Here is a 16,036-nt window from a genome sequence, read left to right on the forward strand (position 1 = left end):
CCTCAGAAATACCCACGGTGGGGCTCTTCGAGACACTTTGCGGTGAGACGACTTGACGAGACGTCCGGCCCCCAGTGAACAGGCTCAGTCGACGCGGCTCGGAGGCGCAGATCATGGTGTCTCGAAAAGCTATTGCTTTTCGAGATGGATCGTGAAGAGCGCATGCGCAGGGTGAGAGGTGCATACTTGAGGGGTCTCACGACCCGGCAGAGGGGCTTGCCGGATCCAACTTCGACGCTCGTCGACAACAGTCCCTATCTCAGCTGGTCGCGCTAGGCGCGCCCGAGATAGGGAGAGCGATGTCCGAGCCTGTCGGTACCGGCCCCATCGTGGTCGGTCTGCAACCGGGATACGTATCTGGGGTCGTTGAGGTCGCCGCGTCGTACGCCGCACGCCTTGGTTCGTCTCTAGTGTGCGTGAGCGTCGATCCTGCGTTCGTGGATACCGGGACTCGGGACGACGGGTCCGAGATGCTCGAGCCGTTGGACTCCGACACCGACGACTCCGCCCCGAGGACGCTGTCCGCCTCAGAGGAAGAGGAAGTGCGGGCCGTGGCCGCGCGAGCGGGAGTAACCGTGGAGCTCCTGGCCGGAGTCGGCGACCCAGCCCGGGCGCTCATCAGGGCTGCGGAGCAGCGGGATGCGTCGATGCTGGTCATCGGTAGCCGAAGTGGAGCGCGTCGCATCGCCGAGTTCTTCTCGGGATCCGTCGCCGCGCAGCTGGTGCACCACCAGCACCGTCCGGTGCTCGTGATCCCGACCGACCCGATCGGATTTCACGCGTCACCGCCTCAGCAGGATCTCTGATGGGCCTGCTGGTGCTTCTGCGCCACGGGGAGAGCACTGCGAACGCGGCCGGGATCTTCACGGGCTTGCAGGACGTCCCGTTGACGCGGCAAGGCGTGGCGGAAGCGCGCCGCGCCGGATCTGCGATGGCGAGACAGGGGATCCGGCCGGATCTGGTCCTCACCTCCACGCTGCAGCGCTCGATCCACACGGCGGAGGTCGTGACGGATGTGCTGGGCCTGGACGTGCGGACCGAGCAGCGGTGGGAGCTGAATGAGCGCAACTACGGTGCGCTGACCGGGATGACCAAAGCGCATGCGCGGACGGTCCTGGGCGAGGAGCGGTTCTTCGCGGTGCGTCGGACCCGCACCGGCCGACCCCCGCGGATGTCGGTGACAGCCTGGATGCGTCTTCGGCGTACGCCGGCTCTGCGGAATCTGCCGTGGGCAGCGGTGCGGCGGACCGAGGCGCTGGCGGACGTCATCTTGCGCGTGCAGCCTTTCCTCGTCGCGCAGGTCTTGCCCGAACTGCGCCTGGGTCGGACAGTGGTGCTGATCGCACATGGGAACTCCCTTCGCGCGGTCTGCGCCTGCGTCGACGAGCTGACCGATGGTGAGCTCGCCCAGTTGAATCTCCCCACCGCGCAGCCCCTCATGTACCGCTTCGATGCGGCGACGGGTTTCGGTCCACGGGGTGGCGAGTACATCGATCCGGACGCACAGGAAGCAGCAGCGGCCGTCGCTGCCGAGGGGGGAACATGACCACGCGATCGCACGACGCCGCAACGGGTGGGCAGTTGCCTGATGACCCCGACGTCGACGTCGATGACCCCACGACCTCACCGCAACCGGTGCACCTGCGCTGGCGGTACCTCGGACTCGTCGCGCTCGGCGGCACGGTCGGCACCGGAGCGCGAGAGACCATCAGCTACGTCTTCCCTGCCGCCGACGGGGTGTCCTGGGCGATCTTCTGGATCAACGTCACCGGTGCGCTCCTACTCGGGCTGCTGCTGGAGCATCTCGCACATCGAGGCCCTGACGAAGGCCGCCGCCGCACCACCCGGCTGCTCATGGGGACCGGAGCGCTCGGCGGGTTCACGACCTACAGCGCCCTCGCGTCCAGCACGGCCGCCCTGATCCTCGACGACCATGCGCTCGTCGGCGCCGGGTATGCGTTGCTCACGGTCGTGACCGGCGCCCTGGCCACCACCATCGGTCTCGTCACCGCGCGTGCGCTCCGGCCCAGAGGAGCGCACTCATGAACGTACTCATCCCGATCGTGGTCGCCGTGGCCGGAGGCGTCGGCGCCGCCTTGCGGTTCTTCCTCGACGGAGCGATCAACCGAACTCGCCAGTACCGGCTCCCGGTGGGGACACTGACGATCAACATCACCGGCTCATTGCTACTCGGCCTACTCACCGGCGCAGCGACCCATCTCGGCGCCACAGCCGTCGCGGTCCTCGGCACCGGCCTCATGGGCGGATACACCACCTTCAGCACCGCCAGCTACGAGACGATCCGCCTCGCCCGCACCGGGCGGGTGCTCACAGCAGCCGGCTACGGCTTCGGAATGCTCATCACCTCCGTCGCCTCCGCGATCGCCGGCATCGCTCTCGGCACACACCTCTGACTCCCCGACCCGACACAGGAGACGACATGCACTTCGACATCACCATCGAGATCCCCCGCGGCAGCGGCAACAAGTACGAGATCGATCACGCGACCGGGCGGATCCGCCTGGACCGAGCCGTGTTCACCAGCATGGTGTTCCCGCAGGACTACGGCAGCATCGATGACACCCTCGGCGACGACGGTGATCCTCTGGACGCGCTCGTGCTCCTGCCCCGCCCGACCTTCCCCGGTGTCGTCATCGACGTGCGTCCTGTCGGAATGCTCCGCATGGTCGACGAGAACGGCGGCGACGACAAGATCCTCACCGTCCCCTACGGTGACCCCCGCTTCGCGGACATCCACGACATCGCCGACGTCCCGGACACGACCCTGCAGGAGATCGAGCACTTCTTCTCCCACTACAAGGAGACCGAGCACGGCAAGCACGTGACCACCGCCGGGTGGACCTCTGTCACTGACGCGGAGGCCCTCATCCGCACAGCCCAGCAGCGCTTTCCCCGCCACCGCTGACCCCTCAGCCGGCCGACCGTCGGCTCCCGCGCACGACCTACCCCGAATGAGAAGCGATCCCATGAACGAGTACATCAGCAACACGCACCACGCATCACGGCACACAGGCGAGTACGTCACCCGCACCCTGCACCCGGTCACCATCACGGACCTCCGCGCGTCCCGCATCCTCGACTCCCGCGGCTACCCGACGGTCCGCGTGCACCTCACGCTCACCGACGGGACCACCGTCACCGGTGACGCCCCGGCGGGAGCATCGACCGGTGCACACGAAGCCGTCGAGCTCCGCGACGGCGGCGACGCCTACGCTGGCCGCGACGTCTCCCAGGCCCTGCTCATGACGGCCGCGGAGGTCGCCCCGCTGATCACCGGCAGGAGCTGGGTGTCGATCACCGAGCTCGACGCCGCCCTGGCCGCACTCGACGGCACCGCCGGGTACTCGCGGTTGGGAGCGAACACCGTGGTCGCGACCTCCATCGCCATGTCGCGCGCGTTCGCCGCCGCCGCTGGACTGCCGCTGTGGCGGTGGATCGCTGACGTCACCGGCAGCACGCCGCGCCTCCCCGTACCGCACTTCAACGTCCTCAACGGCGGCGCTCACGCTGCGAACGCGCTCGACTTCCAGGAGTTCATGATCGCGCCCGTCTCCGCGACCAGCATGGTCGACGCCGTCCGCGTGGGGTCGGACGTCTACCACGCCCTCTCTGGCATCGTGCGGGAACGCTTCGGCGCGGTCGGACTCGGCGACGAGGGCGGTTTCGCACCGGCGATCACATCCCCGGAGGAGGCCCTGGATCTACTGGTCGACGCCATCCGCATTTCCGGACACGACGCGGGCGTGAACGCGATGGCTATCGCACTCGACCCCGCAGCGAACGAGTTCGCGCTCGGCGACGGCACGTACCGGATCGTCGATCAGCACCTGGACCGTGACGGCCTCGTCGCGTACTACGAGCGCCTCGTCGGCACCTACCCGATCCGCAGCATCGAGGACGGCTTCTCGGAGGACGACCATGCCGGGTGGAAGGCCATGAACACCGCTCTGGGCTCTCGTCTGCAGATCGTCGGCGACGACCTCTACGTCACAGACCCCCAGCGCATTCGCGACGGGGGCCGGGATGGCCTGTCCAACGCCGCCCTGATCAAGCCCAACCAGATCGGCACCGTGTCGCAGACCTTGGACGCGATTCGCACGGCCCGCGAGCTGGGTATGCGCAGCATGGTCTCGCACCGCTCCGGAGAGACCACGGACGCGTTCATCGCGGACCTCGTCGTCGGAACCGGCACTGGGCAGATCAAGTCCGGAGCCCCCGCACGAGGCGAGCGCGTGGCGAAGTACAACCGGCTCACCGAGATCGAAGAGACCGCACACGACCTGCCGTACGGGCTGGCATGACCCGTCAGCAAGCACGACGAGCGTCACACGGCACGTGCGTGCACGGCCACGAGAACACGCGACGAAAGAGGGTGCGATGACTGGAGCAACCGACATGAAGCCACGGAGCTGGGCTGTGACGCACGGGATCGAGGCGACGCCGTCCCGCGGCATGCTGCGGGCCGTCGGCATGGGCGACGAGGACTGGGACAAGCCGCAGATCGGCATCGCCTCGTCGTGGAACGAGATCACGCCGTGCAACCTGTCCCTGGACCGTCTCGCCCAGGGAGCGAAGGAGGGTGTCCATCGAGGTGGCGGCTACCCGCTGCAGTTCGGCACGATCTCCGTCTCGGACGGGATCTCGATGGGCCATGAGGGCATGCACTTCTCCCTCGTGTCTCGGGAGGTGATCGCCGACAGCGTCGAGGTCGTCGTCAGCGCTGAGCGGTTGGACGGCACCGTCCTGCTCGCCGGATGCGACAAGTCCCTCCCAGGGATGCTCATGGCAGCCGCGCGACTCGACCTCGCGAGCGTGTTCCTCTACGCAGGATCCGTCCTACCCGGATACGTGCAGCACGCCGACGGGACGGGCAGGGAGGTCACCATCGTCGACGCGTTCGAAGGCGTCGGCGCCTGTGCTGCCGGAACCATGACCGAGGAAGAGCTGAAGAAGATCGAGTGCGCGTCCGTCCCCGGGGAAGGCGCATGCGGGGGCATGTTCACCGCGAACACCATGGCCTGCATGGCCGAGGCGCTGGGCATGTCGCTACCCGGATCCGCGGCGCCACCGAGCGCCGACCGCCGTCGCGACCAGTACGCGCACCGATCAGGTGAAGCGGTCGTGGAGATGATCCGGATGGGGATCACCGCACGTCACATCCTCACCAGAGAGGCATTCGAGAACGCCATCGCCGTCGCCATGGCACTCGGAGGGTCGACCAACGTGGTGCTCCACCTGCTGGCGATCGCGCACGAGGCTGAGGTCGAGCTCACCCTCGACGACTTCGACCGGATCGGATCCAAGGTCCCGCACCTGGCCGACATGAAGCCCTTCGGGCGCTTCGTGATGCGCGACGTAGACCGTCGAGGCGGTGTCCCCGTCATCATGAAGGCGCTGCTGGACGCCGGCCTGCTCCACGGCGACTGCCTGACGGTCACAGGCAAGACCGTCGCAGAGAACCTCGCGGAGATCGACCCACCCGAGCCCGACGGGGAGGTGTTCCACCGCCTCGACGATCCCCTCCACGCCACCGGCGGACTCACGATCCTCCGAGGGTCGCTTGCGACCGACGGCGCTGTTGTGAAGACAGCCGGCTTCGACGCCACCTCGTTCGAGGGATCCGCGCGAGTCTTCGATCGCGAGCGCGCCGCACTGGACGCGCTAACCGAAGGCCGCATCCGCCCGGGCGACGTCGTCGTGATCCGCTACGAAGGCCCCAAGGGCGGACCAGGCATGCGCGAAATGCTCGCCATCACGGCCGCCATCAAGGGCGCGGGATTGGGAAAGGACGTCCTCCTTCTCACCGACGGGCGGTTCTCCGGCGGCACCACCGGCTTGTGCATCGGCCACGTCGCCCCGGAAGCCGCAGACGGCGGCGTCATCGCGTTCGTGTGCGACGAGGACCGGATCCGCGTCGACATCCCCACCCGACGCGTCGACCTCCTCGTCGACGAGGAAGAGCTGGAGCGACGCCGACAGGGCTGGGTACCTCTGCCTGTTCGGTACACACGGGGAGTGCTCGCCAAGTACACGCGCCTCGTCGGATCGGCCGCCATCGGAGCGGTCACCGGGTAGGGGGCCAGCAGGACGAGCGCTGCGCGCTCGTCGCTGCTCGCCGCATGACGCACGGGCCGGCCTCCCGGAGGAGGACGGCCCGTGCGTCATTCGCCCCGCTGCGGGGCGCCGGCGGGATCAGACGCCGTAGTACAGCTCGAACTCGAACGGGTGCGGGCGCTGCGCGAGGGGCTTGATCTCCATCTCGCGCTTGTACTCGATCCACGTCTCGATGAGGTCGGGTGTGAACACGTTGCCGGCCGTGAGGAACTCGTGGTCGGCCTCGAGCGCCTCGAGGGCGGCTCCGAGCGACGCGGGCACCTGCGGGATGTTCTTCGCCTCCTCGGGCGGGAGCTCGTAGAGGTCCTTGTCGACGGGCTCGTGCGGCTCGATGCGGTTCTTGATGCCGTCGATGCCGGCCATGAGCTGCGCGGCGAACGCGAGGTACGGGTTGCTCGACGCGTCGGGCGCGCGGAACTCGATGCGCTTCGCCTTCGGGTTCGTGCCCGTGATGGGGATGCGGATCGACGCCGAGCGGTTGCCCGCCGAGTACACGAGGTTGACGGGCGCCTCGAAGCCGGGGACGAGGCGGTGGTACGAGTTCACCGTCGGGTTCGTGAACGCGAGGATGGCGGGCGCGTGCTTGAGGATGCCGCCGATGTACCAGCGCGCGACGTCCGACAGCCCGCCGTAGCCGGCCTCGTCGTAGAACAGCGGCTTGCCGTCGTTCCAGAGCGACTGGTGCGTGTGCATGCCCGAGCCGTTGTCGCCGAACAGCGGCTTCGGCATGAACGTGGCCGTCTTGCCCCACTGCTCGGCCGTGTTCTTGACGATGTACTTGAACTTCAGGATGTCGTCCGCCGCGTGCACCATGGTGTCGAAGCGGTAGTTGATCTCGGCCTGGCCGCCCGTGCCCACCTCGTGGTGCGCGCGCTCGAGGATGAGGCCGGCGTCGATCAGCTTGAGGCTGATGTCGTCGCGGAGGTCGGCCTGCTTGTCGACCGGGCTGACGGGGAAGTAGCCGCCCTTGTAGGGCGTCTTGTTGCCCAGGTTGCCGCCCTCCTCCTCGCGGCCCGAGTTCCAGGCGCCCTCCTCGGAGTCGACCGAGTAGAAGCTCGTGTGCTGGTTCACCTCGTAGCGGACGTCGTCGAAGATGTAGAACTCGGCCTCGGGCGCGAAGAACGCGGTGTCGGCGATGCCGGACGCGGCGAGGAACTTCTCGGCCTTCTTGGCCACCTGGCGCGGGTCGCGGGCGTAGATCTCGCCGTTGCGGGGGTTGTAGATGTCGAACACCATGATGAGGGTGCGCTCGATGCGGAACGGGTCGATGTAGGCCGTCGTCACGTCGGGGATGAGCTGCATGTCCGACTCGTGGATGCTCGCGAAGCCGCGGATGGACGACCCGTCGAAGGCGATCCCCTCCGTGAAGAACTTCACGTCGACCGTGGATGCGGGGATCGTGAGGTGCTGCTGGACGCCGGGAAGGTCAGTGAACCGGACGTCGAGGAACGTGACGTCCGTGTTCGTGATGAAGTCCAGGACTTGGCTGGGGTCAGTGAACACGCTGGCTGCTTTCTGCGTCGATGCGCAGGTGATCGCCTCAGGACCGATGGCACCGCAAGCGACCACCCGTACGGGTGGGATAGGAACCATCAGCAAGCGGTGCGGTTCGGACGGGTCGTCCTGGCGGGATCCATCGCCGCCGCGAGTGTAGCCCGCGCCGCACATCGAATCGTGTGCCACCCCTCGGCCCGTGGGACAGCGAAGGGTCCGGGAACGCCAGCGTCGGTGCGGGCTACCCGATGACGGGGCGATCCGCCGGCCACTCGTAGAGGAGGGTCCGCCGTCGGATGGCCAGGGCCGACGCTAGCCCGATCGGACCGACGCGGCCGGCGAACATGAGAGCGGCGAGGACGTACTTCCCGACCGTTGCTGCCCCAGAGGCTCATCCACCCGTTGGTGCCGGACGTGCGCTTGGGCAGCAGCATTCGGTTAGGCACCGCAGCGGCACGCGCGCGCGCTCACGCGGCAGCTTGACGGCGGGGAAGTAGGCCGCGGGCTAAGGGTGTCGCTGGCACTCCACCGCAGCCCGGGCCGCCATCGATTGATCAAGATCAGACGCCACTAAGCGGCGAAAGTCACACACCTGGTCGGAGAGCGGCAGGGCGGCGCGGAGCTCGCTCTGCACGGTGTCGACGCGGGGCAGGATCAGCGCGGCCGAGACGCCGACGCCGACGACCGCCAGGACGACGACGCCCACGGGGATCCACAGGCGCTTGCGCTTCCACAGCGGGCGGCGCGGCCGGTCGGCGCGGTCGCCGCGATCCGCGCGGCCGGCGCGGGCCGTGCGGTCCCGGCGGTCGGCGCCCTCGGCGGGGTCGCCGGTGATCTCGGGGCCCGTCATCGGTCGCGGTCCCAGGTCACGGCCGGGCGGCCGGCGGGGAACGCGCGGCCGTTGCCGACCGCCGGCCGGGGCTCGGCCACGCCGGCGCCCGCGGCGACGCCCGCGCCGACGAGGGCGCGCTCGCGCTCGGCGGCCGACGCCGTCTCGTCCGGCAGCGGCTCGGGGGCGCTCACGGGTCCGGTCACCTGCTTCCGCGTGGTGGAGAACCAGAAGAAGAGCACGAGGATCACGAGCGACGCGATGCTCGTCGACATGCCCTGGTACGCGTCGCCGCGGATGAGGGAGAAGAGGTACGGGGTCACGACGACCGCGATGGCGCCGCCCAGCACGCCGCGGCGGCGCATGCGCGCGCGGATGAAGAGGCCGGCCACGAGCCCGAGGAGCGCGCCGACGGCGACCACCCCGGGGATGCCGAAGTTCGAGAACGCCTCGCCGATGGCCGACAGGCTCGTCTCGACGCGGTTGACGCCGTAGAACCGGGGCACGTAGGTGGACGTGAACCACGTGTTGCCGCCGCCGAACGGCTTGTCCTCCCAGAGCCCGCGCGGGACGAACCAGGCCGGCACGGCCGCGTAGGTGGCGCCCCACTGGTAGACGAAGTCGGGCAGCGACGCGACCTCGTTGAGGCGGATGAGCACGTCGAACGGGCGGGTCTCGATGCCGCTGGTGAGGCGGTCGAGGAGCACGCCGATCGGGTCCTGCGTGAGGCGGTCGAGCGAGCGGCCGTTGTCGAACGTGGACTCGCGGATGACGATCGAGTAGACCATCGCGACCACGGCCGTCACGCCGCCGATGAGGGCGATGGTGCGGAAGCGGAACGGCTTCGGACCGACCTGCTTGAGGATCAGGAACGGCAGGAACACGCCGATGATGAGCGGTCCGCGGCCGCCGGCGGACCCGGCGCAGACCACGAGCACCAGCACGGCGACCAGGTTGACCCAGTTCCAGCCCTCGAGGCCCTTCTGTCGGCGTGCGAGCACGTTGTAGACGATCGCGATCTGCACGGGGATGTAGGAGAGGCCGATGAACGACTTGCCGGAGAGGAAGTCGCTCCGGTTGGCGAGGCCCGTCGTGTACGCCTGGATGCCGCCGGAGGAGAGCACCAGGTACACGAGGAGGCCGAGGGCCACGACCGAGGAGATCACCACGATGGCCTGCGAGACCGACGTGTTGAACACGCGCTGCCAGCGCACCTGCGTGTCGGGGTCGACGAAGGCGGGGCCGCCCGCGAGGGCGTTGTCCTGCAGGGACTTGGCGTCCTCGCCGCCGCGGGCGATGCGGCGGGCCTCGCGGGCCACCGTGTAGTAGTAGACGACGAAGAACGCCGAGAAGAAGATCAGCGCCTCGATGAGGGCGGAGCTCGCGGCGAGCTGCAGCGTGGGGGAGAAGAAGCGCGTGTCGGCGATGGCGCCGGGGCTCGTCTCCATGCTGTTGGCGACCGTGAGCGGGCGCAGCACGAACAGCAGCAGGCCCGTGAAGGCGACGATGCCGCCCGGGGTGATCGGGTCCCCGTTGGAGACGGTCTCCTTCACGAGCACGCCCACCAGCAGGATCGCGAGGACCGCGATCATGAACGGGTAGGAGAGCTCGTTGCCGAGCAGGGCCACGCCGCCGAGCGCGGCGAGGACGGTGAGCACCACGGCGGCCGCGAAGACCGCCGGGGTCGCTAGGCGGTACGTCGGACCCATGAAGTCATCTCCTCGAATGCCGCGTCCAGGCGGGCGGTGGCTGCGACGAGGGCCGTCGCCGTGGTGGATGCGGTGCCGGCGTCGGCCGGACCGGTGACGGCGGTGCGGACCGCCTGGTCGAAGGATGCCTCCGACGGGATCTGGAACTCGGTCACGAACGCCCCGACCTTGGTGGCTCCGCCGACGGCCACCACGGGCGTCGTCAGCATCGTACCGAGGTACATGGCGTGCATGCGAGAGGCGATGACGACCTCGCGACCGGCCATCAGCTCGGCCGCGCGGCGCCAGCCGTGGTCGCCGGGCTCGGTGACGAGCCGCGCGCGGACCTCGGGGTGCAGCGCGCCCGCGTCGGAGTCGTCGCCCTGGTCCATCGAGACGAAGGCGACCTCGCCGAAGCGCTCCTCGAGGGCGGCGACGTCCGCGAGCGTGACCTGGGGGGAGTGCGTCGCGTTGAGCGCGACGACGGCGCCGCGGCGGTCGGCGGCGGGGGCGGCCATCCGGGCGAGCTCGGGGGCGGCGAAGAGGCTGACGTCGGCGGCCACCTCGACCGGGGCCCGCGAGTAGCCCGCGGCGCGGCCGGCCGACGCGGGGTCGCGGGTCCAGACGCGGGCGGCGTCGAGGCCGGAGCGGAGGGCGAGGCGCGCGCGGCGGCGGGTCACGGGATCCGCGCCCACGCCGAACACCGCGAGCGGCGTGCGGCTGGTGCGGGCGATGAGGCCCGTCACGGCCATGAGGCGCGGCAGCCCGGCGAACGGCCGGTCCGGCTGGTCGTCGGCGAGGAGCGTGCCGCCGCCGACGACGACCGCGTCGACCTGGCGCACGAGGTCCGCGAGGCCGCGGACGCCGCCCACGCGGGCGCGCTCCTCCGTGGAGTCGCGCCGGGCGGTCTGCCCGAAGTCGGCGACCACGGTCTCGTGGCCGGCGCGGCGGAGGCGCTCGGAGAGGGCGTCGGTGAGGAAGGCGTCGCCGAGGTTCTGCGGGTGGCCGGACGCGAGCGTGCGGTCGGCGGAGACGATGAGGATCCTCATGCGTCCTCCTTCCTGCGGGTGCGGGTGCGGGTGCGGATGAGGAGCACGGCGATGGCGGCGCTCAGGACGAGCTCGCTGGCGAGCGTGACGCCGGCGAGGAGGGCGGGGCCGGCGGTGAGCGCGGCCGCGAGCGTGAGGGCCACGGCGACGACGCCCGTGACGACGGTCGCGACGAGCCGCACGCGGACGAGGCCGGAGCCCATCGCGTACGCCATGAGCGCGTAGTTGCCGAACTTCGGGGCGACCGAGAGCAGGATCACGAGGAACACGACCTGGTCGAACGCGGCGCCGCCGAAGACCCGCTCGACGGGCTCGCGGATCAGCGCGATGATCCCGGCGAGCACGAGGCCGCCGAGCGCGAACCGCCACCAGTAGGCGCGCGCGGGGCGGCCGGCGGTGCGGATGCGCGGGATCAGCTGCTGCGAGAGCGTGGCCGGCAGCACCTCGAGCGGCTGCACCACGCGGTAGGCGAGGGCGAGCGGCACGACCGCGTCGACCCCGAGGATCGCCGTGCCGAGCACGAGCGGCGCCTGCGAGTAGAGGGCGCTGAGCGATCCCGAGAGCCCGAACTCCAGGATCTGCGGGAAGACGCGCACGGGCTGGTCGCCCGTGGTCGGCAGCCCGCGGCGGACGGCGATCCACGTGCCCGCGGTGACGACGAGCGACACGAGCGGGAAGGCCAGCAGCACGAGCACCTCGGGCACGAGCACGGCGATCGCGAGCGGCACGGCCTTCAGCACCACGAGCGCGAGGTCGGGGAACGCGTAGGACGCGTCGCGGCGGCCGACGAGCAGCGGCGCGCGGATCGTGCGGGTGAGGGAGTCGAGCACCTGGCTGACGCCGAGCGCCACCAGCAGCAGGACGGCCTCGCCGGGGATGGACGACGCGGCGGCGACCGTGAGGACCACCGCGATCGCGGCGCCGAGGGACCCGAGCGCCGCGTGGAAGCCGACCGCCCGCGCGTGCACGCCCCGGGTGAGCCGCGCGCGCGGCAGCGACAGCAGGAAGTTGGCCGCGCCCGAGTCGGTGATGATCGCGAACGAGCTGAGCAGCGCGAACCCGGTGACGAGCGCGCTCTCCGCCGACCCGTCCGACAGGTTCGCGAGCACCACGAGCAGCACCAGCTGCAGCACGCGCGTGAGCCCGGCCGCGCCCGTGGGGAGCAGCAGCGCGAGACGACGGATCATCGGGTCCCGATGCTCTGGTAGGCGTCGTGGACGGTCTGCGCGGAGGTGCGCCAGTCGAAGCGGCACATGACGGCGCGGCGGATGCGCGCGGCCTCCTCCTCGTCGAGCGGCGGCGCGGCGGCGAGGCGGGCGAGCGCGTCGGTGACGGCGGACGTGTCGGCGGGGGAGAAGTAGGTGGCGTCGTCGCCGCAGATCCAGTGGAAGACGGGGATGTCGGAGACGGCCAGGCGCGCGCCCGCGACCATCGCCTCCACGAGCGGCAGGCCGAAGCCCTCCGCGAGGCTCGGGAACACGACGCCGCGCGAGGCCGCGTAGAGCACGGCGAGCTCGTCGTCGGTCACGTAGCCGGCCAGCTTGATGTCGTCGGACTCGGCCAGGTCGACGTCGCCGAAGACGGCGCTCTTGGCGCCCACGAGCACGAGGGGGGCGGCGGCCCGGGTCTCCGCGGGCAGCGCGAGGTAGGCCTCGGACAGGCGCTGGAGGTTCTTGCGCGGATCCATGCTGCCGACCGCGAGGAGGTACCCGCCGTCGGTCACGCCGTGCTTCGCGAGCACGCGAGCGCGCTCCTCGGCGCCGCGCGGCTCGCCGAACACGGGGCTCGGCGCGTTGGGCGCGACCACGACGGGCGCGCTGGAGAGGCCGAGCTGGCGCACCTGCTCGGCGACGGGCTCGCTCACGCAGACGATGACGCGCGCGTCCCGCAGGTTCGCCTTCAGCAGCGGCACGTGCGTGACGACGTACTCGCGGCTGTACCACTCGGGGTTCGTGAGCACGAACAGGTCGTGCACGACGACGATGTGGCGGCGGTGCACGAGGGGCGCGCGGCTCGTGAGCGACAGGAGCACGTCCTGGCGCGTCAGCCACGGCAGGGTCGTCTGCACCCAGAGCCAGCTGCGGGCGCCGGACGACGCGGTGCGCGCCGCGGGCGTGGCGCGCGTGACGCCCTCCTTGCCCTCGAGGGCCTTCGCGATCTCGACGGCGTAGCGCTGCTGGCCGGTGATCCGCTGCCCCGCGTAGGCCTCGTTGACGACGAGCCGGCGCATCAGGCGGCCGTCCCGTCGAGCCGGGCGCCGTCGTGGCGGACCCAGGAGGCGATGCGGCGCTCGAAGACGGACACGTCGAAGTCGGCGGAGCGGCGGACGCTCGCGGCCGGGTCGAGCGCGGCGGCGCGGGCCACGGCGTCGGCGAGGCCGGATCCGGCCCAGTCGTGCACGTGCACGCCCGTGACGCCGTCGACGACGCTCTCGGTCGCGCCGCCCACGTCGCTGACGAGCACGCGCGCGCCGGCGGCCATCGCCTCGACCGGCATGATCCCGAAGTCCTCGACCGCGGGGAACACGTACGCGAGGCAGCGCTGGTAGAGCGTGTAGAGGAGCGCGTCGCTCGGGCGCGGGACGATCGTGACCGGCACGGTGGCCGCGGCGGCCCGCGCGCGCAGCTCCTCGGCCAGCGGCCCGGATCCGGCGAGCACGACGGGCACGCCGGCGGCCTCCCCCGCGCGGATCACCAGGTCGAGCTGCTTGTACGGCACGAAGCGGCTCGCGCCGAGGAGGAACCCGTCGGGCAGCGACGCGGCGGTCGCGGCGTCGGATCCGGTGAGCGTCGCCTCCCACGAGGCGGTCGCGCGGATCGCGGTCGCGTCGACGGGCGGGTGGATCACCTGCGCGTCCACGTCCCACGCCGTCCGCACGCGCGCCTGCACGAACGCGCTGTTCGCGGCGAACTCGGCGTGCGACGAGCGCGCGCGCCGGCGGTCGAGGGCGCGGAGCGGGGGAGCGGCGGCCTTCACGAGCGGGTTCGCGCCGCGCTGGTCGAGGTCGGGCGTCCAGAGGTAGCGCGCGGGGCTGTGCACGTAGACGTGCTTCCGCGCGGATCCGGCGCCGTGCCCGAGGTGGTGCGCGAACAGGTGCGAGCTCGCGAGCGTCCACTCGTACGCGTCGAGGTCGACCGAGCTCCAGGTGAGCGGCATGAACGGCAGCGCGAGGGGCTTGCGCTTCCGCAGCGGCGTGCGCGCGATCCAGCTCTCCCGCACCGGGCGGTCGCCGAAGCGGCCCGGGTCGTCGTTCCAGAGCGTGAAGAGGTCGGCGTCGGGGAAGGCGTGCGCGAACGCGTCGAACACCTTCTCGGATCCGCCCGACCTCTCGATCCACTCCTGGACCAGCAGCCCCGCCATCAGACGGCCCCGTCCGCGCCGAAGACGGCCTTGAACGTGCGCGCGAGGATGATGATGTCGCCCGTGAGCGACCAGTTCTCCACGTAGTAGAGGTCGAGCCGGATGGCGTCCTCCCACGAGAGCGAGGAGCGGCCGGAGACCTGCCAGAGGCCCGACATGCCGGGCTTGATGAGCAGGCGGCGGCGCGCGGCGCTGTCGTATAGCGCGACCTCGCCCTCGCGCTGCGGGCGCGGGCCGATGAGGCTCATGGATCCCAGCAGCACGTTGAGGAACTGCGGCAGCTCGTCGAGCGAGTAGCGGCGGAGCACGCCGCCCACCTTCGTGATGCGCGGGTCGTCCGTCACCTTGAACAGCGGGGTGTCCGCCGTGCCCTGCTGCTCCAGCAGCGCGAACAGCTCGGCGTCGGCGTTCATCCGCATGGAGCGGAACTTGAGCATGTGGAACGGCTCGCCGTTCAGGCCGATGCGCTCCTGCTTGTAGAAGACGTCGCCCGCGCTCGTGGCCTTGATGAGGATCGCGAGGATGAGGAACACCGGGCTGAGCACGATGAGCGTGATGCCGGAGACGACGATGTCGAACAGCCGCTTCGACAGCAGCTTCCGGCCCTCGAAGCGCGGCGTCTCCACGTGGATCAGCGGCAGGCCGGCCACCGGGCGGGTGTGGATGCGCGGGCCGCCGATGTCGGTGAGGCCGGGCGCCATGACGAGGTGGTGGCGGCCGGGCTCGAGCGACCAGCTGAGCTCGCGGATCCGCTCGGGCGGCAGCTCGTCGCTCGAGGTGAGCACGAGCGTGTCGGCGCCGAGCCGGTCGAGGGTCGCGAGCGCGTCGTCGGCGTCGCCGAGCACGGGCACGTCGAGTCCCGGGAGCCGCGACGGCCGCGCGTCGCCCGTGAGGCAGGCGCCCACCACGCGGTACCCGGCGGAGGGCGCGCGGGCGAGCGTGGTCGCGGTGTGCGTGGCGCTCTCCAGCGAGCCGACCAGGAGGATCAGCGAGGAGAACTCCCCGCGGCGGCGCTGCGCCGACAGCCACACGCGCCAGAGCGCGCGGGACAGCAGCAGGAGCACGAGGCCGAGCGGCAGGCCGGTGACGATGTAGCCGCGCGCCAGGTCGATCTTCACGAGGAAGGCGACGATGGCGATGATCCCGAAGAGCCGCAGCGTCGCGTCCGCGACCTGCTTGTACTCCTGCGTGCCCGTGCCGACGATGCGGTAGTCGCGCGTGCTGTAGACGGTGAGCACGAAGAGCCAGGCGGCGATCAGCACGACGGAGACCATCGTGTAGGTCACGGCGACGCCCTGCGCGTTGGCGCCGAGGTCGACCGTGCCCGCCGTCGTGCCGAACCACAGGAACTGCACGCCGAAGGTCGTCAGGACGATGACGATCGCGTCGCTCAGCGCGAGGCGCCGGGCGTAGACGACGCGCCAGCGCGAGCCCTCCTGGGCCTCGTCCGTGCGTCGTGTCTGGTGCGTGTCCACAGTTCC

The 16,036-nt window shown here is 70.7% G+C and carries 15 protein-coding genes and 1 riboswitch; of the genes, 7 read left to right on the forward strand and 8 right to left on the reverse strand.

Features of this window, described 5'->3' with window-relative positions; genetic code table 11:
- Window positions 1-416 precede the first annotated feature (416 nt).
- From FGG90_RS14700 to ilvD, 7 genes are all read left to right on the forward strand, one after another.
- On the forward strand, window positions 417-806 hold the full coding sequence (locus tag FGG90_RS14700) for a universal stress protein (protein ID WP_237583451.1): 390 nt from the start codon (window positions 417-419) through the stop codon (window positions 804-806).
- Window positions 806-1,546 (forward strand): 2,3-bisphosphoglycerate-dependent phosphoglycerate mutase, encoded by a 741-nt coding sequence (locus FGG90_RS14705; protein WP_210433110.1) that lies wholly within the window; start codon window positions 806-808, stop codon window positions 1,544-1,546. Before FGG90_RS14700 ends, FGG90_RS14705 begins: the two co-directional genes overlap by 1 nt.
- A complete protein-coding gene (locus FGG90_RS14710; RefSeq protein WP_237583452.1) occupies window positions 1,543-2,046 on the forward strand; it encodes a fluoride efflux transporter FluC in 504 nt (167 codons plus the stop codon). The genes FGG90_RS14705 and FGG90_RS14710 overlap by 4 nt, the downstream gene beginning before the upstream one ends.
- Window positions 2,043-2,414, forward strand: coding sequence for a fluoride efflux transporter FluC (locus tag FGG90_RS14715; RefSeq protein WP_086505365.1), 372 nt, complete (start codon window positions 2,043-2,045; stop codon window positions 2,412-2,414). The genes FGG90_RS14710 and FGG90_RS14715 overlap by 4 nt, the downstream gene beginning before the upstream one ends.
- A 26-nt stretch (window positions 2,415-2,440) precedes the next feature.
- A complete protein-coding gene (locus FGG90_RS14720; RefSeq protein ID WP_086505366.1) occupies window positions 2,441-2,926 on the forward strand; it encodes an inorganic diphosphatase in 486 nt (161 codons plus the stop codon).
- A gap of 61 nt (window positions 2,927-2,987) precedes the next feature.
- The gene (eno, locus tag FGG90_RS14725) at window positions 2,988-4,322 is read left to right on the forward strand and encodes a phosphopyruvate hydratase (RefSeq protein WP_094131551.1); all 1,335 of its coding nucleotides are present in this window, start codon (window positions 2,988-2,990) and stop codon (window positions 4,320-4,322) included.
- A 94-nt stretch (window positions 4,323-4,416) separates the two neighbouring features.
- Complete coding sequence (gene ilvD, locus FGG90_RS14730) at window positions 4,417-6,096, forward strand: dihydroxy-acid dehydratase (protein WP_231689108.1); 1,680 nt, start codon at window positions 4,417-4,419, stop codon at window positions 6,094-6,096.
- Window positions 6,097-6,213: 117 nt separating this feature from the next.
- Here the strand turns inward: ilvD and glnA are convergent, their stop codons facing one another.
- The 8 genes from glnA to FGG90_RS14770 all read right to left on the reverse strand — a co-directional run bounded on the left by glnA (window position 6,214) and on the right by FGG90_RS14770 (window position 16,030).
- The gene (glnA, locus tag FGG90_RS14735; RefSeq protein ID WP_094131552.1) at window positions 6,214-7,638 is read right to left on the reverse strand and encodes a type I glutamate--ammonia ligase; all 1,425 of its coding nucleotides are present in this window, start codon (window positions 7,636-7,638) and stop codon (window positions 6,214-6,216) included.
- Between the two features lie 73 nt (window positions 7,639-7,711).
- Window positions 7,712-7,785: riboswitch (Fluoride riboswitch) on the reverse strand.
- Window positions 7,786-8,134: 349 nt separating this feature from the next.
- A complete protein-coding gene (locus FGG90_RS14740) occupies window positions 8,135-8,479 on the reverse strand; it encodes a hypothetical protein (protein ID WP_237583453.1) in 345 nt (114 codons plus the stop codon).
- Window positions 8,476-10,167: an O-antigen polymerase gene (locus tag FGG90_RS14745; protein WP_094126310.1), complete on the reverse strand. Its 1,692-nt coding sequence runs from the start codon at window positions 10,165-10,167 to the stop codon at window positions 8,476-8,478. The genes FGG90_RS14740 and FGG90_RS14745 overlap by 4 nt, the downstream gene beginning before the upstream one ends.
- The gene (locus FGG90_RS14750; protein ID WP_094126309.1) at window positions 10,146-11,195 is read right to left on the reverse strand and encodes a polysaccharide pyruvyl transferase family protein; all 1,050 of its coding nucleotides are present in this window, start codon (window positions 11,193-11,195) and stop codon (window positions 10,146-10,148) included. Before FGG90_RS14750 ends, FGG90_RS14745 begins: the two co-directional genes overlap by 22 nt.
- A complete protein-coding gene (locus FGG90_RS14755; protein ID WP_094126308.1) occupies window positions 11,192-12,382 on the reverse strand; it encodes a polysaccharide transporter in 1,191 nt (396 codons plus the stop codon). The genes FGG90_RS14750 and FGG90_RS14755 overlap by 4 nt, the downstream gene beginning before the upstream one ends.
- The gene (locus FGG90_RS14760; protein ID WP_237583454.1) at window positions 12,379-13,425 is read right to left on the reverse strand and encodes a glycosyltransferase family 4 protein; all 1,047 of its coding nucleotides are present in this window, start codon (window positions 13,423-13,425) and stop codon (window positions 12,379-12,381) included. Before FGG90_RS14760 ends, FGG90_RS14755 begins: the two co-directional genes overlap by 4 nt.
- Window positions 13,425-14,555: a glycosyltransferase gene (locus FGG90_RS14765; RefSeq protein WP_094126307.1), complete on the reverse strand. Its 1,131-nt coding sequence runs from the start codon at window positions 14,553-14,555 to the stop codon at window positions 13,425-13,427. The genes FGG90_RS14760 and FGG90_RS14765 overlap by 1 nt, the downstream gene beginning before the upstream one ends.
- Complete coding sequence (locus FGG90_RS14770) at window positions 14,555-16,030, reverse strand: sugar transferase (RefSeq protein ID WP_094126306.1); 1,476 nt, start codon at window positions 16,028-16,030, stop codon at window positions 14,555-14,557. Before FGG90_RS14770 ends, FGG90_RS14765 begins: the two co-directional genes overlap by 1 nt.
- Between the last annotated feature and the right edge of the window lie 6 nt (window positions 16,031-16,036).

This window comes from Clavibacter michiganensis subsp. tessellarius, assembly GCF_021922985.1.
GTDB lineage: Bacteria > Actinomycetota > Actinomycetes > Actinomycetales > Microbacteriaceae > Clavibacter > Clavibacter tessellarius.